The organism is Streptomyces sp. NPDC058534 (genome assembly GCF_042717365.1).
GTDB lineage: Bacteria > Actinomycetota > Actinomycetes > Streptomycetales > Streptomycetaceae > Streptomyces.
Genome location: NZ_JBHXNW010000007.1, coordinates 70,063 through 91,423 on the forward strand (window position 1 = coordinate 70,063; position 21,361 = coordinate 91,423).

Here is a 21,361-nt window from a genome sequence, read left to right on the forward strand (position 1 = left end):
GATCCCACCTTGACGCGCCCGTGCTTTCGTGCAGACCCTGCACAAGATCACAAGTCGGGACCGCTAACCTTACGTGTCCGTCCTGGCCAGGGATTGACGGGCATCAACTCACGCGAAGGGTTGCGCACATGGGCATTCTCACTCTCCTGCGGAACGCGTTCGGCCGGTCACGCAAAGAACAGACCGCCCCTGCGGAGGGTGCGACGCAGAAGACGGCACCGCCGGTCACCGCGCCGGAGCCGAAGCTCCCGTCCCAGCCCACCGCACCCCCGGCCCAGCCGGAGGCCCCCCAGGTCCCCGAGCCCCGCTCGGAAACCACCCCCGACGAACACGACCTCGTCAAGGCCGCCTTCACCAACATCACAGTCCCACACCCGACCTCGGAGCCAGAGCCGAACGCAAAGCCGGAAGCGAAGGCAAAGCCGAAGCCGAAGCCGGAAGCCGAGGCAAAGCCCGGGCCGAAGCCGAAGCCCGAGGCGGAAGCGAAGCCCGAGCCCGAGCCGGAAGCCGAGGCGAAGCCGGAAGCTGAGGCCGAGGCGAAGCCGAAGCCGAAGCCGGAGGCCGAGGCGAAGCCGAAGCCGAAGCCGGAGGCCGAGGCGAAGCCGGTGGAGCCCCCGGTCCCCACCCACACCCCCGAGCCCGCAGCCGCCGACGGCGCCGAGGCCCCACAGGGGCCACCCGCACCCGACAACGAAAGCAGCACGGGTGGTGCGGGTGGGAACAAGGACGCCGAAGGCGAAGCCGAGGCGCCCCCGAACCCCCAGCCGGAGGCGACCCCGAAACCGGCGACAACAGCCGCACGCCTCCGATCCCGCGCCCCCGCCCTCACCACCGCCTACAAGGCCGCCGCCACCACCCTCAAGACCCACAACCTCACCGGCACCCGCGCCAAGGTCCACCTCGTCCTCGACCGCTCCGCCTCCATGCGCCCGTACTTCAAGGACGGCTCCGCCCAGGCCCTCGCCGAGCAGACCCTCGCCCTCGCCGCCCACCTCGACCCCGAGGCGACGGTCCACGTCACGTTCTTCTCCACGGAGGTGGACGGCACCGGCGACCTCACCCTCACCGACCACGAGAACAAGATCGACGAGCTGCACGCAGCGCTCGGCCGCATGGGCCGCACCAGCTACCACGCCGCCGTAGAAGCCGTCCTCGCCCACCACACCAAGGAGGCCCCTGCCGGCACCCCCGCCCTGGTGGTCTTCCAGACCGACGGCGCCCCCGACGCCAAGACCCCGGCCACCCGGGCCCTGACCGACGCCGCCGCGCAGCACCCGAACGTCCACTTCTCCTTCGTCGCCTTCGGCGACCCGGAGAACAAGGCCTTCGACTACCTCCGCAAGCTCAAGACGGCCAACGCCTCCCACTTCCTCGCCGGCGAGACCCCCAAGGAACTCACCGACCAGGAGCTGTACGAGGGCGTCCTGGCCGACTGGCGCCCGTAGCCGCCACGCACGGCCACGCACGGCCACGCACGCCACGCACCACCCGTCGGGGGGTGAACCGGAGTACAACGAAGGCACCCCGTCCACCCCCCGAAACGCGTGTGAGTCGATCACCGACGGACCAGTAGGATTTCGCCCATGGCGGCCACTGGAAACGAGAAGCAGGGGACGAAGGCGTTCTACGTCTCGACCCCCATCTACTACGTCAACGACGCTCCTCACCTGGGCCACGCCTATACGACCGTCGCAGGCGACGTGCTCACCCGCTGGCACCGCCAGCGCGGCGAGAAGGTGTGGTACCTCACCGGCACGGACGAGCACGGTCAGAAGATCATGCGCACGGCCGAGGCGAACGGGGTCACCCCGCAGGCCTGGGCCGACAAGCTCGTCACCGAGGCCTGGAAGCCCCTGTGGGAGCACCTGGAGATCGCGAACGACGACTTCATCCGCACCACGCAGAAGCGGCACACCGACCGCGTCCAGGAGTTCGTGCAGGACCTGCACGACAAGGGCGAGATCTACAAGGGCGGCTACGAGGGCCCGTACTGCGTGGGCTGCGAGGAGTACAAGCTCCCCGGCGAGCTGCTCGACGGCGAGGGCGAGTACGCGGGCCAGAAGCTGTGCCCGATCCACAAGAAGCCGGTGGAGATCCTCAGTGAGGAGAACTACTTCTTCAAGCTGAGCGAGTACAGCGAGAAGCTCCTCGCCCACTACGAGGCCAACCCGGGCTTCATCCAGCCCGAGTCCGCGCGCAACGAGGTCATGAACTTCGTACGGCAGGGACTCCAGGACCTCTCCATCTCCCGCTCGACCTTCGACTGGGGCGTCCCGGTGCCCTGGGACGAGAAGCACGTCATCTACGTGTGGGTCGACGCCCTGCTGAACTACGCCACGGCGGTCGGCTACAACGAGAACCCGGAGAAGTTCGAGTCGACCTTCCCGGCCGACGTCCATCTGGTCGGCAAGGACATCCTCCGCTTCCACGCGATCATCTGGCCGGCCATGCTGATGGCGCAGGGCCTCCCGCTGCCGGGCAAGATCGCCGCGAACGGCTGGCTGATGGTCGGCGGCGAGAAGATGAGCAAGTCCAACCTGACGGGCATCAAGCCGCAGGACCTGACCTCGCACTTCGGCGTGGACGCGTACCGCTGGTACTTCCTGCGCGCGATCGCGTTCGGCCAGGACGGCTCGTTCTCCTGGGAGGACTTCTCCGCCCGCTACACCAGCGAGCTGGCCAACGACTACGGCAACCTCGCCTCCCGCGTCGCGGCCATGGTCGGCAAGTACTTCGGCGGCGAGCTGCCGGAGGCGACGGCGGACAGCGAGGCCGAGAAGGCGATCCACTCCGGCCTGACCAGGGCCGTCACGGAGGCCGACCGGAAGATCGGCGAGGAGCTGGACTTCCAGGGCGGCATCCTGGCGGTCTTCGACTTCGTGAAGCAGGTCAACGGCTACATCACCGAGCAGGAGCCCTGGAAGGTCGCGAAGACTGCATTCGATCATGCTGCTGACGCAGCGGGTTCACCGGAGGGCAGGGCCCGCCTGGCGACGATCCTCTACACGGCCGCGGAGTCGCTCCGCGCGGTGGCCGTCCTGCTGAACCCGATCATGCCGGACACCTCGCAGAAGCTCTGGGACTCCCTCGGCGCCGAGGCCTCCCTCGGCGCCCTCGCGGACCAGAAGGTCCAGGACTCCGCGGACTGGGGCCGCCTGCCCGCCGGCGCGACCGTCACCAAGGGCGCGGTGCTCTTCCCCCGTCTCGAGGAGAAGCCGACCGCGTAACGCGCTCGCTACAGCCGGGGGCCCGGGAGGATCAGACCTTCTCCCGGGCCCCCGGCTTTGCGAAGATCGGTGCACAGCGAGTACACGAGGGGGCTCCCATGGCACTGTTCGGCAACGCCCACAGCATCGACCCGGCCCAGGCCCAGCAGGAGTACGCCCGCCTGCTCGGCCACGGCGAGCAGGTCCACGCCGCGTACCTGCTGATCCGCGACACCATCCTGTTCACCGACCGGCGCCTGATCCTGATCGACAAGCAGGGCATCACCGGCAAGAAGACGGAGTACCACTCGGTCCCGTACCGCAGCATCACGCACTTCGCGGTCGAGACGGCCGGCACCTTCGACCTCGACGCGGAACTGAAGATCTGGCTCTCCGGCTCCCAGACCCCGATCCAGAAGACCTTCACCAAGGGCGTCGACATCTACGAGGTCCAGGCCATCCTGACCCAGTTCGTCGCCAGGTGACCCCGGACGGAGGCGGAGACGTGCGGCGGTGCCCGGACTGCGGATCGGGGGAGGTCTTCCCCGTCGAGGTCAACCAGCACCGGGGCGGCTCGGTCATCGTCAGGCTCAGGGACAACTTCGCCCACAAGACGCTCGCGCTCACGACGCTCGTCTGCGCCGACTGCGGTTATCTGCGGCAGTACGTGGCCGATGACCCGAAGACCCGCAAGCACTTGGCGCGGGCCCTGATGCGCCCCGCGGACGAATCCGGCTGACCGACCCGGACCGGCAGACCCGAAGGGGCCCGGCATCGATCACGATGCCGGGCCCCTTCGTACGCCTCGACTACTGCGGCTGCGGCTTGCGTACCGTCAGGTGCAGCTCCCTCAGCCGCGACTCGTCCAGCTCCGTCGGGGCGCCCATCATCAGGTCCTGGGCGTTGCCGTTGAGCGGGAAGGCGATGGTCTCGCGGATGTTGGGCTCGTCGGCCAGCAGCATCACGATGCGGTCGACGCCCGGGGCGATGCCGCCGTGCGGCGGGGCGCCGAAGCGGAACGCGCGGAGCATGCCGGCGAACTCGCGCTCGACGGTCTCCGCGTCGTAGCCCGCGATCCCGAAGGCCTTGAGCATGATGTCCGGCTCGTGGTTCCGGATCGCGCCCGAGGACAGCTCCACGCCGTTGCAGACGATGTCGTACTGCCAGGCAAGGATGTCCAGCGGGTCCTGGTTCTCCAGCGCGTCCATGCCGCCCTGCGGCATCGAGAACGGGTTGTGGGAGAAGTCGATCTTCCCCGTCTCCTCGTCCTTCTCGAACATCGGGAAGTCGACGATCCAGCAGAACCGGAAGACGTTCTCCTCGAAGTGCCCGGCACGCTTGGCGACCTCGACCCGCACCGCGCCCATGATCTTGGAGACCTCGTCGAACTCACCCGCGCCGAAGAACACCGCGTGCCCGGCGGCCAGCGAGAGGCGCTTGGTCAGCTCGGCGACGTTCTCCTCGGTGAGGAACTTCGCGATCGGGCCGGTCAGCGAGCCGTCCTCGGCGACGCGGACCCAGGCCAGGCCCTTGGCGCCCTGCTCCACCGCGTAGTCGCCGAGCTGGTCGAAGAACTTGCGGGGCTGGCCCGAGACGTCCGGCACGGGCAGCGCGCGGACGTGCTTGCCGGCGAACGCCTTGAACTCCGAGCCCTCGAAGACGTCGGTGATGTCGGCCAGCTCCAGCTGGGCCCGCAGGTCGGGCTTGTCGGAGCCGTACTTCAGCATCGCCTCGCGGAACGGGATGCGCGGGAACGGCGAGGTCACGTGCCGGCCGTTGCCGAACTCCTCGAACAGCTCCGTCATCAGCTGCTCGATCGGCCGGAAGACGTCCTCCTGCTCGACGAAGCTCATCTCGACGTCGAGCTGGTAGAACTCGCCCGGCGAGCGGTCCGCGCGGGCGTCCTCGTCGCGGAAGCAGGGCGCGATCTGGAAGTACCGGTCGAAGCCGGAGATCATCAGGAGCTGCTTGAACTGCTGCGGCGCCTGCGGCAGGGCGTAGAACCGTCCCGCGTGGAGGCGGGAGGGGACGACGAAGTCGCGGGCGCCCTCGGGGGACGTCGCGGTGAGGATCGGCGTCGCCATCTCGTTGAAGCCGAGGGCCACCATCTTGCTGCGGATCGAGGAGATGACCGACGTACGCAGCATGATGTTGCGGTGCATGCGCTCGCGGCGCAGGTCGAGGAAGCGGTACTCCAGCCGCCGCTCCTCGTTGACCCCGTCCTCGGTGTTGATGGTGAAGGGCAGCGGCTGGGCGGCGCCGAGCAGCTCGACCTCGCCCACCTCGACCTCGACCTCGCCGGTGGGCAGGTCGGGGTTGATGTTCTCGGCGCCGCGGGAGACGACCTGGCCGTCGACCCGAACGGTCGATTCCTTGGTCAGCCTGTCCAGCGCCTCGTACGCCTCGGTGCCCGGACGGGCGACGAGCTGCGTGATGCCGTGGTGATCGCGCAGATCGATGAAGAGGATGCCGCCCAGGTCGCGCCGATTGTGCAGCCAGCCACTCAGTCGGACGTCGGTGCCGACGTCAGAGGAGCGGAGCTCGCCGCAGGTGTGGGACCTGTACCGATGCATCGTCGTTCATCCAGCCTTCGCGGATCGGGGATGGTGTTTCGCGTTTCACGTGAAACAACCCCAGCGTACCGGGCACCCAAGGCTGCCTTCCTCCCCTTTGACCCGCCGTGGCCCCGCCGCGAGCGGTGGCAGCGTGCGATCACCTCTTCCTACAGTGGGCCCATGCGCACTGGTGAGCCCCTGCCCGACGTGGGGGACGTCCTCGCCGCCCTGGCGACCGGCCTGTGGCACTGGGACACCGCCACGGGTGAGGTCACGGTGGACGCGGAGGCCGCCCGCCTGCTGGGACTGCCCGCGGAACGCGTGTGCCTCACCGAGGCGCAGGTACGGGCCCGGCTGCATCCGGTCGACTGGAACGAGATCACCGGAGTGGTCCAGCTCGCCGTCGCGGAGGGCACCCTCGCCGAGGTCCGGATCCGGATCATGGACGAGCGGGGCCATGTCGTCCGCGTGGTCCGCAGCCGCTCCAAGCCCTCCTTCGACCCCGTGCGCAAGGCGTACGAGCTGACCGGCACCCTCCAGGAGGTCGCCGAGCCCACCCCCGGCACCCCCGCGGGCCGCAGCGCGGTCACCGGCGACTGGCGCCGCTCGCGCGAGGCCTTCCTGCTGGACGCGGGCCGGGCCCTGGCCGAGGCGCGCTCCACGGAGGAGGTGCTGCGGGTCGCCGCGGCCCTGTCGATGCCGGGCTTCTCGCCGGACGGCCTCGCGGTGTTCGGGGTCTCCGGCGACCGCCTCACCGTCATCGGCCACCACGGGCAGCCCGAGAACGAGGTCAACCCGTTCGTGGACATGTCCCTGGACACCGACTACCCGGCCGCCGAGGTGGTCCGCACCGGCCGGGCGGTCTACCTCTCCTCCCCCGAGCAGTACCGGTCCCGCTACCCCATGACCTGGCCGCTCGCCGAGCGCTTCGGCCGCCGCTCCTGGGCCTACCTGCCGCTGACCGTGGCCGGCCGCACCATGGGCGCCTGGCTGGCGGCCTTCGCGTACCCGGTCGCGTTCACCCCGGACGAGCGGTCCGTGCTGACCACCGTGGCGCGGATGCTGGCGCAGGCCCTGTCCCGGGCGGGCGCCGCCGAGACCCAGCGGGAGCTGACCGACGGGCTCCAGCGCACCATGCTGCCCGTGCTGGGCCCGGAGATCCCCGGCATGGACATCGCCGCCCGCTACGTCCCCACCGGCGGCGGACTCCAGGTCGGCGGCGACTGGTACGACATGATCCCGCTGCCCGGGGAACGCTTCGCCCTGGTGATCGGCGACGTCCAGGGACACGACGTACGGGCGGCCGCGCTGATGGGCCAGCTGCGCATCGCGCTGCGCGCCTACGCCTCCGAGGGCCACCGCCCGGACGCGGTGCTCTCCCGCGCCTCGCACTTCTTCCACGGCCTGACCCAGTCCGACGACGACCCCGGCGACCTGCGCTTCGCGACCTGCTACTACGCCGAGGTCGACCCCGCGACGGGCACCGTGGAGAGCGCCCGCGCCGGGCATCTGGACCCGGTGGTGCGCATGGCGGACGGGACGGCGCTGATCCTCGCCACGGCGGGCGGACTGCCCCTCGGCATCGACCCGGACACCGACTACCCGACCACCCGGCTCGCCCTGGAGCCCGGGGACACCCTGATGCTGTGCACGGACGGCCTGGTGGAGACCGGCGGCCACGACCTGCAGACCGGCTGGCACCGCCTCCGCGTGATCCTGGAGGACCACGCGGGCGGCCTGGAGGACCTCGCCGACGCCCTGGTCCAGGCCGTGCACGGCCCCTCCTCGCACCACACCACCGGCCCGCTGGCCGACCGGCGGGAGGACGACATCGCCCTGCTGCTGCTGTGCCGGCAGGGCGAGGGCTGCGGCTGCGGCGACAGCACCGTGGCCCGGCCGACGGTGCGCCGCACCATGCTCTCGGTCGCGCAGGCCGAGCCCGCCCGGATCGCCACCGCCCGGCAGCATCTGCGTGACCTGCTGCACGACTGGCCCGACGACGACCAGCGGGACGCGGCGGTCCTCCTGCTCTCCGAGATGCTGACGAACGTCCTGGTGCACACCGACACCGACGCCCTGCTCGTCGCCGAGGTCGCCGGCGAGCCCGGCGAACGGCGGATCCGGGTGGAGGTCACCGACAACGGCGACGACCTGCCGCACAAGCGCCGCCCGGGGGAGATGGCCTCCTCGGGACGCGGCCTGATGCTGATCGAACTGCTCGCCGACGCCTGGGGCGTCGCCCCGCGCGGCGAGGGCAAGAGCATCTGGTACGAGGTCTACGAGTCGGCGGCCCCGGACGGCGGCCCGGCCGACGGTTCCGAAGCGGCGTAACGCTTCTGGAGCTCGTGGACGATCCCGAACGCCGCCGCGGTCAGCGGAACGGCGAGCAGCATCCCCAGGATGCCCGCCACCGACGCCCCCGCGGTCAGCGCCAGCAGCACGACCGCCGGGTGCATCTGCACGGTCCGGCTCTGGATCATCGGCTGGAGCACGTGCCCCTCAAGCACCTGCACGGCCACGACCACCCCGAGGGCCCAGAGCGCGATGACGAACCCCCGGTCCGCCAGCGCGACCAGCACGGCGACGGTGCCGGAGATGAACGCCCCCAGGTACGGGATGTAGGCCCCGACGAAGACCAGCGCGCCGAGCCCCACCGCGCCGGGGACGCGCAGGATCAGCAGCCCGATGGTGATGCAGAGCGCGTCGATGAGGGCGATGAGGGTGGTGCCGCGCATGAAGCCCTCGACGGCCCCGAAGGCGCGCCGGGCCATCGCCTCGACGGTGTCGGCGGCGCCGGGCGGGGCGATCGCGCGCACCGTGCCGACGGCCCGGTCGGAGTCGCGCAGGAAGAAGAAGACCAGCAGCAGGGCGAGCACCGCCACGGCCAGCATCTCGCCGACGACGCTGAGCCCGGTGACCACACCGGAGGCGGCCGTCCCGCCGAACTTGCCCAGCAGCTCACGCGCGTTGGACGCCAGGTCGTCCAGCGAGGTCCCGGCCGCCCCGAAGTGGTCGGCGATGTCCCGCGCGGCGTGCCGGACCGAGGCGATGATCTGCTCGCCGGTCTCGATGAGCACGGACACCACGATGTACACGGCCCCGCCGACCACGGCGACGACGGCGACACAGGTCAGCCCTGCCGCCAGCGAGCGCTGCACGTGCGCCTTGACCAGCCGCCGGTGCAGCGGTCTGAGCAGCGCGGTGCCGAGCAGCGCCAGCAGCGCCGGTGTCACCGCGGTGCGCAGCTCGACGCAGAGCCGGATCGCGACGTAGGCGACACCGCTGGCGAGCAGGATGACGGCGCACCAGGCGGCGAGCCGACGGACCGGGCCGGGAAGCAGCTGCACGGCCCCAGCCGATCACGCGCCGGGCGGGCTGTCCTGTGCGGACGGCCCGCCCGGGTGACACGACGTCAGGCTTCCGGGCCCGCCTCCGACATGCCGTGCACCGCCGGTACGGTGCCCAGCCGGCCCTTCTGGAAGTCGTCGAACGCCTGCTGCAGCTCGTCGCGCGTGTTCATCACGAACGGCCCGTAGTGCGCCATCGGCTCCCGAATCGGCCGCCCGCCGAGCAGCACGACCTCCAGGTCCGGCGTGTGCGCGTCCTGCTTCTCGTCCGCACGGACGGTCAGCGAACCGCCGGCCCCGAAGACGGCGGTCTGCCCGAGGCGCACCGGCCGCCGCTCGGCGCCCACGGAGCCCCGACCCGCCATCACGTACGCCAGGCCGTTGAACTCCTCCCGCCAGGGCAGGGTGACCTCGGCGCCCGGGGCGAGGGTCGCGTGGACCATGGTGATCGGCGTGTGCGTGATCCCGGGGCCGTCGTGACCGTCCAGCTCACCGGCGATGACCCGGAGCAGCGCGCCGCCGTCGGGGGAGGTGAGCAGCTGGACACTGCCACTGCGGATGTCCTGGTACCTGGGGGCCATCATCTTGTCCCGGGGCGGCAGGTTCACCCACAGCTGGAGCCCGTGGAAGAGCCCGCCGGACATCACCAGCTGCTCCGGCGGCGCCTCGATGTGCAGCAGCCCGGAGCCCGCCGTCATCCACTGGGTGTCGCCGTTGGTGATGGTCTCGAAGCCGCCGGTTCGGGTGCCAGGGCGTGTCCTGGGTGAAACCAATTGGGGGGCCAAATAATCAGCTAGAGTCCCCCCATGATCAGACCAGGGGTGGTGACCGGCATGGACATCCATGCCGGTGTCTATGGGCGTCAGTCCGTGGGGCGCGCCAACAAGTCCGAGGTCAGCACGGTCACGCAGCGCGCTGCGGGTGTGGCCGAGGCGAAGCGTCGCGGAGCCGTCAGCATCACCGAGTACGAGGACCTCGGGATATCCGCGTTCACGGGCGACGGCCGCCCGGACTACGGCCGGCTGCTCAAGGACTGCCACGAGGGCCGGATCAACCTGATCATCGTCTACTACATCAGCCGCCTGTCACGGATGGATCCGCTGGACGCCATCCCCATCGTCACGGAGCTACTCAACCTCGGCGTGACGATCGTCAGCCTCACCGAGGGCGAGTTCCGCAAGGGCAACCTGATGGACCTGATCCACCTGATCCTGCGGCTTGACGCGGCCCACAGTGAGAGCAAGAACAAGAGCGACGCGGTGCGGGGCGCGAAGAACACGGCCCGCGAACTCGGTGGCTACGTGGGCGGCAAGCCGCCGTACGGCTTTCGAATGGTCCCCGCGACGCGCACGACGGCCGACGGCAGGCCCGTCGTGATCCATGTCCTGGAGCACGATCCCGACGAGGTGCCGGTGATCCAGGACATGTGGGCGCGGATCAAGGAGTACAAGGACATGCCGTATCGGCCTGGAGGGGGGCGCCGACACCCGGGCTCCCTCACAGGCATCTGTGCCCAGATGACCGCCGACGGCGTACCGACGAAGGGGCAGCGGGTCGGCAAGAAGACGAAGGACAGCGTCTGGGATCCCAAGACGGCCATGCGCATCCTCCGCGACCCGCGCATCGCGGGCTACGCGGCGACCCCGGTGTACAAACGCCAGGAGGACGGCAGACTGACCGGCGCCATCGAGAGTTACCGCATCGAGCGCGACCCAGAGACCATGAAGCCGGTCCAGGCGTACCCGCCGATCATCCTGCCGGACGACTGGCACGAACTGCAGAAGTGGCTCGACGGCAGGGGCCAGGGCAGGGGCCTGTCGCGCGGACACGCCGTCCTCTCCGCCATGGAAGTCCTTTTCTGCGACTGCGGTGCGGTGATGACGTCGCACCGCGCCACCACTCCCAACAAGGCCGCGTACCGCTGCCGCCGTCGGAAAGCGCTGCCGAGCCAGCACGAGGGCGAGTGCACGATCAGCATGCAAACCCTGGACCTGTACGTTGCCCAGCGGATCCTCGCCCTCACCCAGACAGCCGAGGACGACCCCGAGACGGCGGTCATCCTCGCCGAGGCTGCTCGACGGTACGCGGCCCAGACGGAACAGCCGGAGATCGTGGGTGAGCGCCGTAGTCTCGTCGCCGAACGCGCCGATGCCAAGCACGCACTGGAGGAGCTGTACGACCGGGAGGAGGCCGGCGACTACGACGACCCCGTCGGACGGCGCCGGTTCCGCGAGCGCAGGGAACGGCTCCTTGGGCGCATGGAGCGAGCGGAAGCCCGTCTCGCCGAGTTGGAGGAGGCGGCGACGCCCACGCTCCCGATCCACCTTTGGCTGCCCATTGACGCGGGGGACGTCGACCCGGTGGGCGAGGGCTCGTGGTGGGAGGCCGCGACGACGCAAGAGCGCCGGGACTTCGTCAAGTTGTTCGTGCGCCGGGTCACGGTCACCAAGGCGTCCGGTGCGGGAAGGTCGACGCCCGTCGAGAAGCGGGCGACGGTCGAGTTCGTACGACCGGAACAGGCCGAGGGCGATGACGCAGAGACTGGTGAATCGAGGCAGCAGGAGGTGCTAGCAGAAGCGGTCTGACCTGCCGCTGAACCGAGACGAGCGAGGGAGAGTACACCCACATCGCCGGTTAGAGAAACCGGCGATTCTCCGGAGCATTGACGGTGTCCTCGGGGGCTCCGGGCAGCTGTTCGAAGTCGTAGCCGAGAAGGCCAGTCTCCGAGTCGTCGTCGAGAATCCTGGCAGGCTGACAGGGCAGATGAAGCTGTGGGACTCCCGTGGCCTGGCGCACCACTGCGACGGGCGTGCGTTCCTGTCCCCGGAAGCTGATGCAGGTCACCCTTGCGGGTGCCCGAACACCATGGCCGAGCGCAGGGCGCGGGCCAGGGCCGGCCAAGGGCCGCAGCCGATCACGACACTTCTGTTCCGCCTGGCTGGATGCCCTGACATCGGCTCGTTCCGCTTCAGGTCTTCCTCCTGGCGCTTCGCCGAGGGGGTGCAACGGACACGCACTCAACTGGCCGCGGTGGGGGACGCTGCGCTTTGCGAACTCGCGATCCAAACGGTCGAGTTCCCGACCCAAAATGGCCGCCGGGTCTGCTACCACAGGCCCATTGTGAAAGTGCTCGGCCCCTGGGCGTCCAGCGCTGCGCTGAGCCTCGCCGCCTGAGTGGCGTTTCCGAACGAATCCACCCCGCGTAGCGGGCACCTGCCTGCGCGCACCCCAGGAGCACTATGGAAGACACCTTCCCCAACCCGCAGAACATAACGAAGGCCATCTGGCCGCCGGTCGCCATTCCCGGCCAGACGATGCTGTCGCTCGGATCGAATCCCGACGGAGACCCCGCACGTCCCCAAGGCGGGGACTGCATTGCTGAGCCAGTCGGTCCCCACGGCTCCGACCCCGGGGAGCGGGCCACCGCAGTTGATCCGCTGCCTGGCTCAGCGAGTAACGGTGATCCCCTATCGGGCCTGGGGACCACGCATGGCATCAAAGCAATGGACGCCGGGGACCGGTCCCCGGAACAGATAGGGACCGCACGCTCGACGATCACCCCTGGCATAGCAGAGAACCAGGAGGTCAACGACCTGCTGACCGGACCCGGCAGCGCAGACAACGCTGATACGGACGGAGCAGAAGCCGGGGACCTGGTGGGGACTTCCGGTCAGCCGATCCCCGGATCCGGTCCCCGAGTTCCGGTCGCGCAGACCACGAATGGGGATCGCCGTGTAGACGGTCCCCAGGGCACTTCGGAGACCACGGTCCCCGACGACGGGTCGGGGACCTGTGACCATGCTGATGCAGGCGGCCAGGTGTCCGTCGAGGGAGCCGTGCTGCTGGACGAGTTGCGGGCAGCGATCGGCAAGTACGTGGTGCTGCCCAGCGAGGAGGCGCTGACTGCGGTCACCCTGTGGGTGGCGGCCACGCACCTCCAGACGGCGTTGCAGCACGCGCCGCGTCTGGCGGTGGTGAGCCCGACGAAGGGCTGCGGCAAGTCCCGGGTTCTGGACGTGCTCCACGAGACCGTGCACCAGCCGATGATGACGGTGAACACCTCTCCGGCGGTCATCTTCCGGATCATCGGCAAGAACCCGCCCACCCTGTTGGTGGACGAGGCGGACACCATCTTCGGTCCCAAGGCGAGCGGTGACAGTGAGATCCTGCGTGGCCTGCTGAATGCCGGGCACCAGCGCAACCGGCCCGCCTGGCGGATCTCCGGTCCGGAGCACAAGCCGACCCCGTTCCCCACCTTCGCCATGGCCGCTATCGTGGGGATCGGCGACCTGCCGGACACGGTCATGGATCGGCCGGTCGTTCTGCGGATGCAGCAGCGTAAGCCGGGCGAGAAGGTCACCCCGTTCCGCTCCCGGTATTCGGTGCCGGAACTCAACGCGCTGCGTGACCGGCTGACCGCCTGGCTGGGTCCGCTGCGCGGTCAGGCTGCCCGAATGGTGCCGCAGATGCCGGTGGAGGACCGGGCGGCGGACACCTGGGAGCCGCTGGTCATCATCGCCGACCTGGCAGGCGGCGCGTGGCCCCGCCCAGGCTCGTGCCGCCTGCTTGGCCATGACCCGCCACGAGGCGGCCCAGGACGAGCAGAGCAGCCTGAAGACGCGGCTCCTGCGCGACATCCACCGCATCTTCGCGCAGGCGGACAATCCCGAGGCCCTGGCCACCCAAGATCTGCGCCCCGCCGAGGTCCTCAACTGGCGCATCGCCGTGCAGCCGAACAGGCGCGCTCAGGCAGCACGTAGGCAAAGCACCTTGAGCGGCACGACGTCCACGTCCGCTGCTCTACATCCTCCGGCCACACCAGTGAACATGACGCTCGAAGAACGTTGTCGGCACCGCTGAACCCGGTCAGGCCCTCGCCATGCAACGCGGCGGGGGCATCGACTGTTCTGCCACGGCTTCGCGTCAGGCTGCTTCGGTTCCGCTCGGAGCAGCGGATGCACCAGTCCGCACGGCGAGCAGCCGCCCGGCCCACGCTCGGACTTCGGCCAGGTGTTCACCCCGCAGCCCAGCACGGGGATAAGGCTGAACCAGCAGGGTCGCCGCGCCACGAGCGGTGCGCTCTGCGGCCCAGGAGTGGTCGAGGCCAGTGAAGTCGTCGTCGATCCACACAGCGGGGGCGTCAGCCAGCCAGGCTTCGACATGGTCGCGCTTCCACAGGTAGCCATTGAGGTGACTGGTTGTGATCTTGAGGTGCGGGAGATCGACGTGCGGCAGGGGTGGGAGACCGAGGAGCGGTCCGATCAGAGTGGAGGCGTCCTGGCGCCAGCTGGTGCACCAGACTGGCGTGACCATGCCGGTACGGACCACTTCCATGAGCATGGGGCCGTGGGCGGGGTTGAGCCAGATGGTGACCGGGTCGTCGGCGCTGCGGCCGGCGGGCACGACGTCGTGGCGGGCGTGGGTGGCTGGGGTCGAGCCGTCCGCGTCGGGGAAGGGAATGAGGACGCCGTCGATGTCGAGGAGCAGGTAGGGCGGGCGCATCGGATTCTCCCAGGGGAACTGGTTGGGGCTCAGAGCTTGCCCGCGGTGATCAGCAGGGTGGTGGGCCAGCGACCGTGCCGGGCGTCGTGGAATTCCTGGGCCGAGCTGAGCCAGAGGCCCGCGCGATCGAGGTGTCTCTCCCAGCGGTCGGTGTCGAAGTCCCAGCGGGCGATGGACAGTTGGGCGCGGTCGGGGAGGGTGACGTAGTCGCGGCGGGGCCGGTCGTCGGTGGCCGGGCGGAGGCCGCCGCGTTGGGGGTGGGGGACGGAGAAGGCGAGAGTGCGGCCGGGCTTGAGGTGCTGGCCGATGGCCGGGAGCAGGAGTTCGGGGGCGACGAGGCCGACGGCTCCGAAGACGGAGTAGACCGCGTCGAACTGCTCGTCGGAGGCTTGCAGGTAGTGCAGGGCGTGGCCCGCCACGAAGGTGAGGTTGTTCAGTCGGCCGTAGTGCGAGCGGGCTCGACGGACCTGCAGGCCGACGAGGTCGACGCCGGTGACCTGGGCGCCGTAACGGGTGGCGAGGTGGGCGGCGTTGTGGCCAGGGCCGCAGCCGAGTTCCAGCAGCTGCTTGCGACGCAAATCCGGGCCGAGGATTTCGGCGCCGGGCCCGCTGCCGGGCCGCGTGGTCCATTCCATCCGCGCCGGTACGGACAGTGGTTCGGCGGGGCTGGCCGTTGTGCGCTGAAGAGCGTGGACGTACCAGGGGGACGCCTGGGCGAGCACGTCAGACCTCCAGGAGGTGGAGGACATCGGTGAGGTGACGGCGTACGGCCTTGATGTAGGCGGGGTCGGTGGCGGGATCGTTGATCCAGCGGATGGACTGCTCCATGAACCACTCGACGGCCCACATGCGGTGCCAGCCCAGCGCCCAGTTCTCGGCGGTGAGCCCGCCACGCGGGGCGAGGGCGTCAGGGGTGCCGCCTTCGGTGACGTAGGTCTCCAGGAAGACGCGCAGGCGTACGGGGTCGGGGGTGTCGAGTGTGCCGTGCCAGCTGGCGAGGTCGAGCAGGCCGGGGCCGGTGAAGGCGCGGGCGAAGTCCAGGAGCCTCCAGCCGTGTCGGCCGATGTGGAGGCTGGTGGGGTGGAACTCGGAGTGCACCCAGCCGAAGGGCGCCGTTGCAGTACCCGCTGAGCGGGCCTCAGCGCCATGGGCGATCCGGTCGAGAGCGTCCTCGACATCGTCGGCGTCCTGCCATCGCTCGGCCTTGCGCAGCTGGCCGAGGTGCTCCAGGGCCCGGCTCGGAAGCCTGCGCAGCCCTTCCGCGTCGAGGACCGGCAGGGCGGCAGCCGTGCGGGTTCGATGCAGGACGACGGCGGCAGTGGCGCCGTCGAGGTCGTCGGTCTCGCGGGCGGGAGCGCCGAGGTCCTCCAGCAGCATCCCGAGCCAGCCGTCCACGACCGCGGAGGCGTGAACGGCAGGCACCGGGACACCGAGAGTGCGTGCCAGCCGGAGCGCCTGGTCCTCGCTGTCGAACGGCTTCTTGGCGTACTTGAAGATGGCGGTGGTGCCGTCGGTGAAGGTCAGACGCTCGACGCCGGACATCGACCACACCCGCACCTCCTCACGCACCGCGCTGGACCGGCCGGCGATGGTCAGCAGGTTGTCCAGGAGATCGGCGTTGAGGCTCGTTTCCATGAGAGGGCTCCAGTGCTGTTGGCGGCGTCCGGGGCGGACGAGAGGTGCCGACCCGCCCCGGAGCCAGGGCTGTGGTGCTACGCGGCAGGACTCACGCGGTGGGCGTAGACCTGCTCGATCCATCCGGCCTTGAAGGCCGCGAGGTCGTCACGGAAGGCGGCCATCGAGGCACCGTAGGGCGCGACGACTCCGCCGGACTGGTCCGGCACGGACTGGCAGCCGTGCACGAGCCGTCCACCGAGGGCGGCGTGGGCCTTGATGGACTCGATGCGGCGGTGCTCGTTGAACCAGCCGCCGTGGTAGACCTCGTCGAGCATGCCGCCCATCTCGTCGTCCAGGTCGAAGACGACGGAGGTGGCGGCGGGAAAGAACCAGCACGGGCCCACGTTGGAGATGTGCCCGTCCAGCTCGACCTTGTTCAGCGCCATCAGCGTGGCCGCCTCGCGCAGCATCCGCAGGTGGTCGGCGGTGATCTGCGGCAGACCGAGGCCGGCGAGGTGCTCGTCGCGGAAGAGGTAGGCGTACACCTCGTAGGCGGTGGAGAGCACCTTGGCGGCGTCCGAGGTGGAGGTGGCGTGGGCCTTGATGAAGTCCAGCGCGAGCTGCTCGACCGCGCTCTCGGTGGTCTCCTCCACGTCCAAGAGCTGGGACTTGACCAGCTCCCAGTCGGCGACGAGCCAGGAGCTGGACTCGAAGCGGAAGAAGTACTCGGCCGGGTCGATGGTGATGCACCGGGCGTCGACGTGGATGCCGGGCAGGCGGCTCCAGCGCTCGTCGAACGCGTCGGGCAGTAGGACCGTGATGGCCGTGGTGTCGATGGTGGTCACCGTGTCTCCGTCTCTGATCGGCCGGGGCCGGGCACAGCAATGCCCGAATCCGGTTTAGGCGTACGGAACTTCGGGGTGCCGCCCGGCCGAAGGGGGGAGCCTGGTCGCGGTGTCGGACCGGGGCCGGGCGGCTGATGATTAGTGAACCCTCCGTCACGCACAGTGGGTACCGTGAGAGGCAGTTGAAGCGGTATACGCGGTTTACAGCTCCGGACGGGAGGCGATCGTGGCAGCGCGAAGAGACCCCAACTCCCGCCTGCGTGACACCATCGACGCGATTGGCTGCACCTACGAGGCTCTGGCGAAGGACGTCCGACGCATCGCCGCAGAGAACGGCGAGACCCTCCAGACCAACAAGTCGGCCGTCTCCCACTGGGCGAACGGCACGCGCCAGCCCACCGGACGGACCGGGCAGTACCTCGCCGAAGCCCTGTCACGCAGGGCAGGCCGCGTCATTACCCAGACCGAGATCGGCCTGCGCGTACCAGAAGCCGAGGAGGCGGTCGAGCGGGATCCCGTCCTGGCAGCCACCGGCCTGGGCCGCGCCGACGTCGAGCGCCGTCGCTTCCTCGCGGTGGCAGCCTTCACCACAGCTGGCGTCGCCATGCCGCTCGCCCACGACCACGAGGCCACCGCTCGCATGCTCCGCGCCCGCACCGGCACATCCGTGGTCGGTGCCGAGGACGTGGACGTCGTACGCCAAATCACCGCAGCCTTCAGCGCCGCCGACGAACGGCTCGGTGGCGGCCACGGCCTGACCACGGTCACCGCCTACCTCGCCGACACCGCCGCCCCCATGCTCCGAGGCCGCTACCCGAACGAAGCCTTACGACAGGCGGCCTTCGGCGCCGTGGCCGAACTCGCTTACCTGGCAGGCTGGAAGCACCACGACCTCGGCCAGGAAGGCGCCGCCCAGCGCTACTACCAGGTCGGCTACCAACTTGCCTGCGAAGCCGATCCCCACGGACACGCCGCCTGGATGATGCGCGCCCTCGCCCACCAGGCCCTCAGCCTCAAGCAGCCCCACCACTGCGTCGACCTCGTCGAAGGAGCCCTCACCCGCGGCCTCGGCCACGTCGACGGCCAGACCGAAGCTCTCCTCCACATCACCCACGCCCGCGCCTACGCCGCCACAGGCGAGAAACCCGCAGCGGCCTGCGCCCTGCTCGCCGCCGAAGACGCCCTACTGCGCCACGACGGCCCCCAGCCCAGCTACTCCCGTGTCAGCGGCCCCGCCGCCGGCACCGTTGCCAGTCACACCGCCCGCACGCTCACCGACCTCGCCGACCACATCGGCACCGACCAGCAGCACCGCGACGCCCTGGTCCGGTGGGACCCCGAGAAGTACAAGCGCGTCCACGCCCTCACCTACGCCGACCTCGGCGACAGCCTCGCCGCCCAGGCCCGCGCCGACGAGGCCGTAGCAGCCTGGTCCCAGGCCCTGACCCTCATGGAAGGCATGACCTCCGACCGCACCCGCAAAGCGATCACCTCGCTCCGCTCCACACTCACCATCTACCAGCGCCGCAGAGTGCCCGGAGCCGCCGAACTCGCCCGCCGCGCAAGCGAAGCGCTGGCCTAAGCTGCCCACCAACCGGCCGACGAAGGGACACCAGCCGTGGCTCAGCGGACAAGCAACCAGCAGCCCAAAGCCCTGAAGCCCGCCCTCGAATCCATGACCCTCCTGGTCGCCGCCGTCATCGTCCACGACCAGGCCACCAACCGCGTCGTCCTCCTCCAGCGCAGCCAGAACGCCAAGTTCGCCCAGGGCATGTGGGACCTCCCCGTTGGCAAGAGCGAACCCGGCGAGCCGATCACGGAAACGGCCGTGCGGGAGCTGTACGAGGAGACCGGCCTGACCGTGAAGCCAGAGTCTCTGAAGGTCGCCCACATCATCCATGGCGCCTGGGGCGTCGAAGCACCCACCGGCTTCCTCACCGTCGTCTTCGCCGCCCACGAATGGACCGGCGAACCCGAGAATCGTGAACCGCGCAAGCATGCTCAGGTCTGCTGGATCGACGCCGGCGCAATCCCCGAGAATTTCGTGGACACCACTTCAAGCGCCCTCCACCGATACCTCGCGGGAGGCCCGGAGGTCTCCCTCGACGGCTGGCGGTAGAAGCGCCAACGATGGGGCCCGGCCGGTTGCCAGGGCGAGTCCTTCGCCACTCGCACTCGGCAACCTAGAACGGCCACATGATGACTGAACCAGCCACCAGGAGCGCCAGCCCCGTAATCGAGTTCCACCGCCCACGCCCGCGAACTCGACCTCTGTCGCAAGTACTTCGACCTTATCGCTGCGGGCACCAAAACGATCGAGATGCGAAAAGGAAGCCCTGGGCGTCCTTGCCATCGAAATCACACTGCATACCACAAGAGCCTCAATTAGAGGCCATACAACTTCAATCCAACATGGTCCACAATCCATCGATGCGCTTCGCCATCAATGGCAAAATAGATCCTTCCAACCCGGTCCGGGGTGGTGTGATCGTCCAGCTTGATATGAGGCTGCCGGCCCCATGGTTTCTTGCGCTCAAACTTAAATTCATGCAATTTCGCCCTACGTAGAGGCTCATCCGACGGTGCATAAACCAGGGGGGTCCGATCGCCGATCCACGAGACAAGCGAGGTTCCCACGCTGCCTTTCTGTTTCCTCCACTCCTTAGCGAGGTCAGCCAGCGTATCCAACGCCTCCCTCATCCGTTCCGGATACGGATATGAGCACCTTTGCCACTGATCTTTCGCATTGGGCGTGAAAACGAGGGCCCCGTCAGATTCCTCAGTCCAGCGATCCCAGTCGGAGGAGAATTCGCCAGGGTTTGCAACCGGCTGTCCGCGCACGTCGGTCGGCTCAGCAACAGTCGGCAGCGTCGCCGTCTCAAGCTGAGCGGTGAGGTTGGCCACCTCGATCCCCAGACGGGCAACCTGGTTCTCCAGCTGTTCGTTCTGCTCGAGCAGCTGCACAAGCTGGTCACGTTCGTCCTCTAGCTTTTCCTTCAGCCGAGCAATCTGTTCACCCTCTGTGCCCGCAAGGTCGTCCAAGAGTGCATTTGTCTCGGCCGAGCGGATGGCATCCCACAGACGATCCCTCCCACGAGCCACGACACTGAGGGGAGCAAGAAGCCGAGTAAGTCTGCCCAGGAGGACATCGTGATCGCCGTAGAGCTCGGCTGATCCCCACCATGGACTTCTTGCATCCGTGGTGGGCCAATAAAGCCGCGCCCCATCTCGTGGAAGCAGATTTCGTTCAAGTCCGGCATTGAAGGAGTCGAACGCCAGCCAGCCAGAAATGACCACGACGTGGGCAAGACCGGCGAGGCGACGGGCGGCCTGGCGGGCAAACGCGGTCGGCGGCCCCATCGTCCGAACCGAGGAAACAACGAGGATGGGCAGGCGACGTTCAGGAGCGCAAAGACGCTCACGGATCAAAGGGAGCTGGGCCGTCAGCACCGGCATCACGTTGGTGGTGATGCTGTCACGACCATCTGTACACTTAAGCTCGGGGTCTCGCATGATCGCGTTAAGCGCGCGAGGCGGCCTAAGGTCCTCCACTGTCGCGGGGGCAAGTAGGCCGTCATTCTGTCGGCCCATAACGACCCGAAAACCTGTCCTGCCGTCGTATTCGGAGGCGGTGAGCTGGCACAGGAATCGGCCACCTTTGGGGAGATCCTGCTCGATTTCTATCCGTAGTGCGCGGACGTTATCGGCCACAGTGACGGGCAACCAACGCACGTGTTGCTCAGGACGTCCCTGTCCGTATCCCGGGACAACTATTTCACCCTTGCCAGCCATTAGAGCCGCAGCAGATAGACCACTCGTGGCCGGAGAGACGTGCTGCTCCATATGCGCCAACAGCCGTTCGAAGGCCAGCGGCAATCTGCCTACATCCGTCGGCGCCACCTCAAGACCGACGACGTACAACTGCTGCATGGGGCCCCCTCATCTCACTCATGCCTTGGTGGACGAGCTCACCCCCTCGCCCCCAGACTCAGGCCAGAAGAATAGCCGCGCAGGGCAACCGCCGGGGCGGGGTAGCTGTGCAAGAACCAATTGCCCCGACGCAAGCCACAGGCCCGAGACTCCCTGGTCCGGACGGCGTCACCGCGCCCCGCGGTCCGCGCACAGCCCGCAAGACACCCGATCAGGACCGTCGCACCCATCGCCAGCAATCGACCAAAGGCTATGTCAGCACCCCACAGGAAAGATCCGCAGAGGTCGCAAGGCGGCAGCGAGCGCGGACGAGCCCCTTCATCTCCGGGCTGGGCTCGTCCGCGTATAGCTTCAGCGAC

Annotated in this window: 16 protein-coding genes and 3 pseudogenes; 11 read left to right on the forward strand and 8 right to left on the reverse strand. The window is 69.0% G+C overall.

From position 1 onward, the window contains the following. Positions 1 to 128: 128 nt before the first annotated feature. The 4 genes from ACFWR9_RS06010 (at position 129) to ACFWR9_RS06025 (ending at position 3,945) form a co-directional block, all read left to right on the forward strand. Complete coding sequence (locus ACFWR9_RS06010) at positions 129 to 1,445, forward strand: VWA domain-containing protein (RefSeq protein ID WP_383836169.1); 1,317 nt, start codon at positions 129 to 131, stop codon at positions 1,443 to 1,445. Positions 1,446 to 1,583: 138 nt separating this feature from the next. Continuing rightward, positions 1,584 to 3,227 carry a methionine--tRNA ligase gene (gene metG / locus ACFWR9_RS06015; protein ID WP_383836171.1) on the forward strand — a complete coding sequence of 548 codons (1,644 nt, stop codon included), beginning with the start codon at positions 1,584 to 1,586 and terminating at the stop codon, positions 3,225 to 3,227. A gap of 98 nt (positions 3,228 to 3,325) precedes the next feature. Beyond that, positions 3,326 to 3,691, forward strand: a complete 366-nt coding sequence (locus ACFWR9_RS06020) for a PH domain-containing protein (protein ID WP_383836174.1) — start codon at positions 3,326 to 3,328, stop codon at positions 3,689 to 3,691. 20 nt (positions 3,692 to 3,711) lie between these two features. Then, positions 3,712 to 3,945 carry a hypothetical protein gene (locus ACFWR9_RS06025; protein WP_383836177.1) on the forward strand — a complete coding sequence of 78 codons (234 nt, stop codon included), beginning with the start codon at positions 3,712 to 3,714 and terminating at the stop codon, positions 3,943 to 3,945. A gap of 70 nt (positions 3,946 to 4,015) precedes the next feature. Here ACFWR9_RS06025 and aspS read toward each other — a convergent pair whose 3' ends face one another. Next, positions 4,016 to 5,779, reverse strand: a complete 1,764-nt coding sequence (gene aspS, locus ACFWR9_RS06030; protein WP_383836180.1) for an aspartate--tRNA ligase — start codon at positions 5,777 to 5,779, stop codon at positions 4,016 to 4,018. A 162-nt stretch (positions 5,780 to 5,941) separates the two neighbouring features. On the opposite strand from aspS, the gene ACFWR9_RS06035 reads away from it, so the two are divergent. Further along, positions 5,942 to 8,092, forward strand: a complete 2,151-nt coding sequence (locus tag ACFWR9_RS06035) for a SpoIIE family protein phosphatase (RefSeq protein ID WP_383836183.1) — start codon at positions 5,942 to 5,944, stop codon at positions 8,090 to 8,092. Here the strand turns inward: ACFWR9_RS06035 and ACFWR9_RS06040 are convergent. Further along, the gene (locus tag ACFWR9_RS06040; protein WP_383836186.1) at positions 8,038 to 9,108 is read right to left on the reverse strand and encodes an AI-2E family transporter; all 1,071 of its coding nucleotides are present in this window, start codon (positions 9,106 to 9,108) and stop codon (positions 8,038 to 8,040) included. The two genes, ACFWR9_RS06035 and ACFWR9_RS06040, sit on opposite strands and share 55 nt — an antisense overlap. A gap of 65 nt (positions 9,109 to 9,173) precedes the next feature. Continuing rightward, a pseudogene (locus ACFWR9_RS06045) lies at positions 9,174 to 9,879 on the reverse strand (pirin family protein); the annotation flags it as partial. 35 nt (positions 9,880 to 9,914) lie between these two features. Between ACFWR9_RS06045 and ACFWR9_RS06050 the strand changes: the two are divergent. The 3 genes and pseudogenes from ACFWR9_RS06050 to ACFWR9_RS06060 all read left to right on the forward strand — a co-directional run. Further along, positions 9,915 to 11,693, forward strand: a complete 1,779-nt coding sequence (locus ACFWR9_RS06050; RefSeq protein WP_383836189.1) for a recombinase family protein — start codon at positions 9,915 to 9,917, stop codon at positions 11,691 to 11,693. A gap of 76 nt (positions 11,694 to 11,769) precedes the next feature. Beyond that, positions 11,770 to 12,282 carry a hypothetical protein gene (locus tag ACFWR9_RS06055; RefSeq protein ID WP_383836432.1) on the forward strand — a complete coding sequence of 171 codons (513 nt, stop codon included), beginning with the start codon at positions 11,770 to 11,772 and terminating at the stop codon, positions 12,280 to 12,282. Between the two features lie 644 nt (positions 12,283 to 12,926). Next, positions 12,927 to 13,800: pseudogene (locus ACFWR9_RS06060) on the forward strand (DUF3631 domain-containing protein); the annotation flags it as partial. Between the two features lie 231 nt (positions 13,801 to 14,031). On the opposite strand, the gene ACFWR9_RS06065 reads toward ACFWR9_RS06060, so the two are convergent. The 4 genes from ACFWR9_RS06065 to ACFWR9_RS06080 form a co-directional block, all read right to left on the reverse strand. Further along, a complete protein-coding gene (locus ACFWR9_RS06065) occupies positions 14,032 to 14,610 on the reverse strand; it encodes an HAD domain-containing protein (RefSeq protein ID WP_383836192.1) in 579 nt (192 codons plus the stop codon). A 29-nt stretch (positions 14,611 to 14,639) separates the two neighbouring features. After that, positions 14,640 to 15,332 (reverse strand): class I SAM-dependent methyltransferase, encoded by a 693-nt coding sequence (locus ACFWR9_RS06070; protein WP_383836195.1) that lies wholly within the window; start codon positions 15,330 to 15,332, stop codon positions 14,640 to 14,642. A 1-nt stretch (position 15,333) separates the two neighbouring features. Then, complete coding sequence (locus ACFWR9_RS06075) at positions 15,334 to 16,245, reverse strand: phosphotransferase family protein (protein WP_383836198.1); 912 nt, start codon at positions 16,243 to 16,245, stop codon at positions 15,334 to 15,336. Positions 16,246 to 16,322: 77 nt separating this feature from the next. Further along, a complete protein-coding gene (locus ACFWR9_RS06080) occupies positions 16,323 to 17,072 on the reverse strand; it encodes a hypothetical protein (RefSeq protein WP_383836201.1) in 750 nt (249 codons plus the stop codon). Positions 17,073 to 17,298: 226 nt separating this feature from the next. Between ACFWR9_RS06080 and ACFWR9_RS06085 the strand changes: the two genes are divergently transcribed. The 3 genes and pseudogenes from ACFWR9_RS06085 to ACFWR9_RS06095 form a co-directional block, all read left to right on the forward strand. After that, positions 17,299 to 18,654, forward strand: a complete 1,356-nt coding sequence (locus ACFWR9_RS06085) for a tetratricopeptide repeat protein (protein WP_383836204.1) — start codon at positions 17,299 to 17,301, stop codon at positions 18,652 to 18,654. Between the two features lie 36 nt (positions 18,655 to 18,690). Next, complete coding sequence (locus tag ACFWR9_RS06090) at positions 18,691 to 19,191, forward strand: NUDIX domain-containing protein (protein ID WP_383836207.1); 501 nt, start codon at positions 18,691 to 18,693, stop codon at positions 19,189 to 19,191. A 162-nt stretch (positions 19,192 to 19,353) separates the two neighbouring features. Further along, positions 19,354 to 19,461 (forward strand): annotated as a pseudogene (locus ACFWR9_RS06095) (ASCH domain-containing protein); the annotation flags it as partial. Here ACFWR9_RS06095 and ACFWR9_RS06100 read toward each other — a convergent pair. Next, positions 19,458 to 21,002, reverse strand: a complete 1,545-nt coding sequence (locus tag ACFWR9_RS06100; RefSeq protein ID WP_383836210.1) for a hypothetical protein — start codon at positions 21,000 to 21,002, stop codon at positions 19,458 to 19,460. The pseudogene ACFWR9_RS06095 and the gene ACFWR9_RS06100 overlap by 4 nt on opposite strands. Between the last annotated feature and the right edge of the window lie 359 nt (positions 21,003 to 21,361).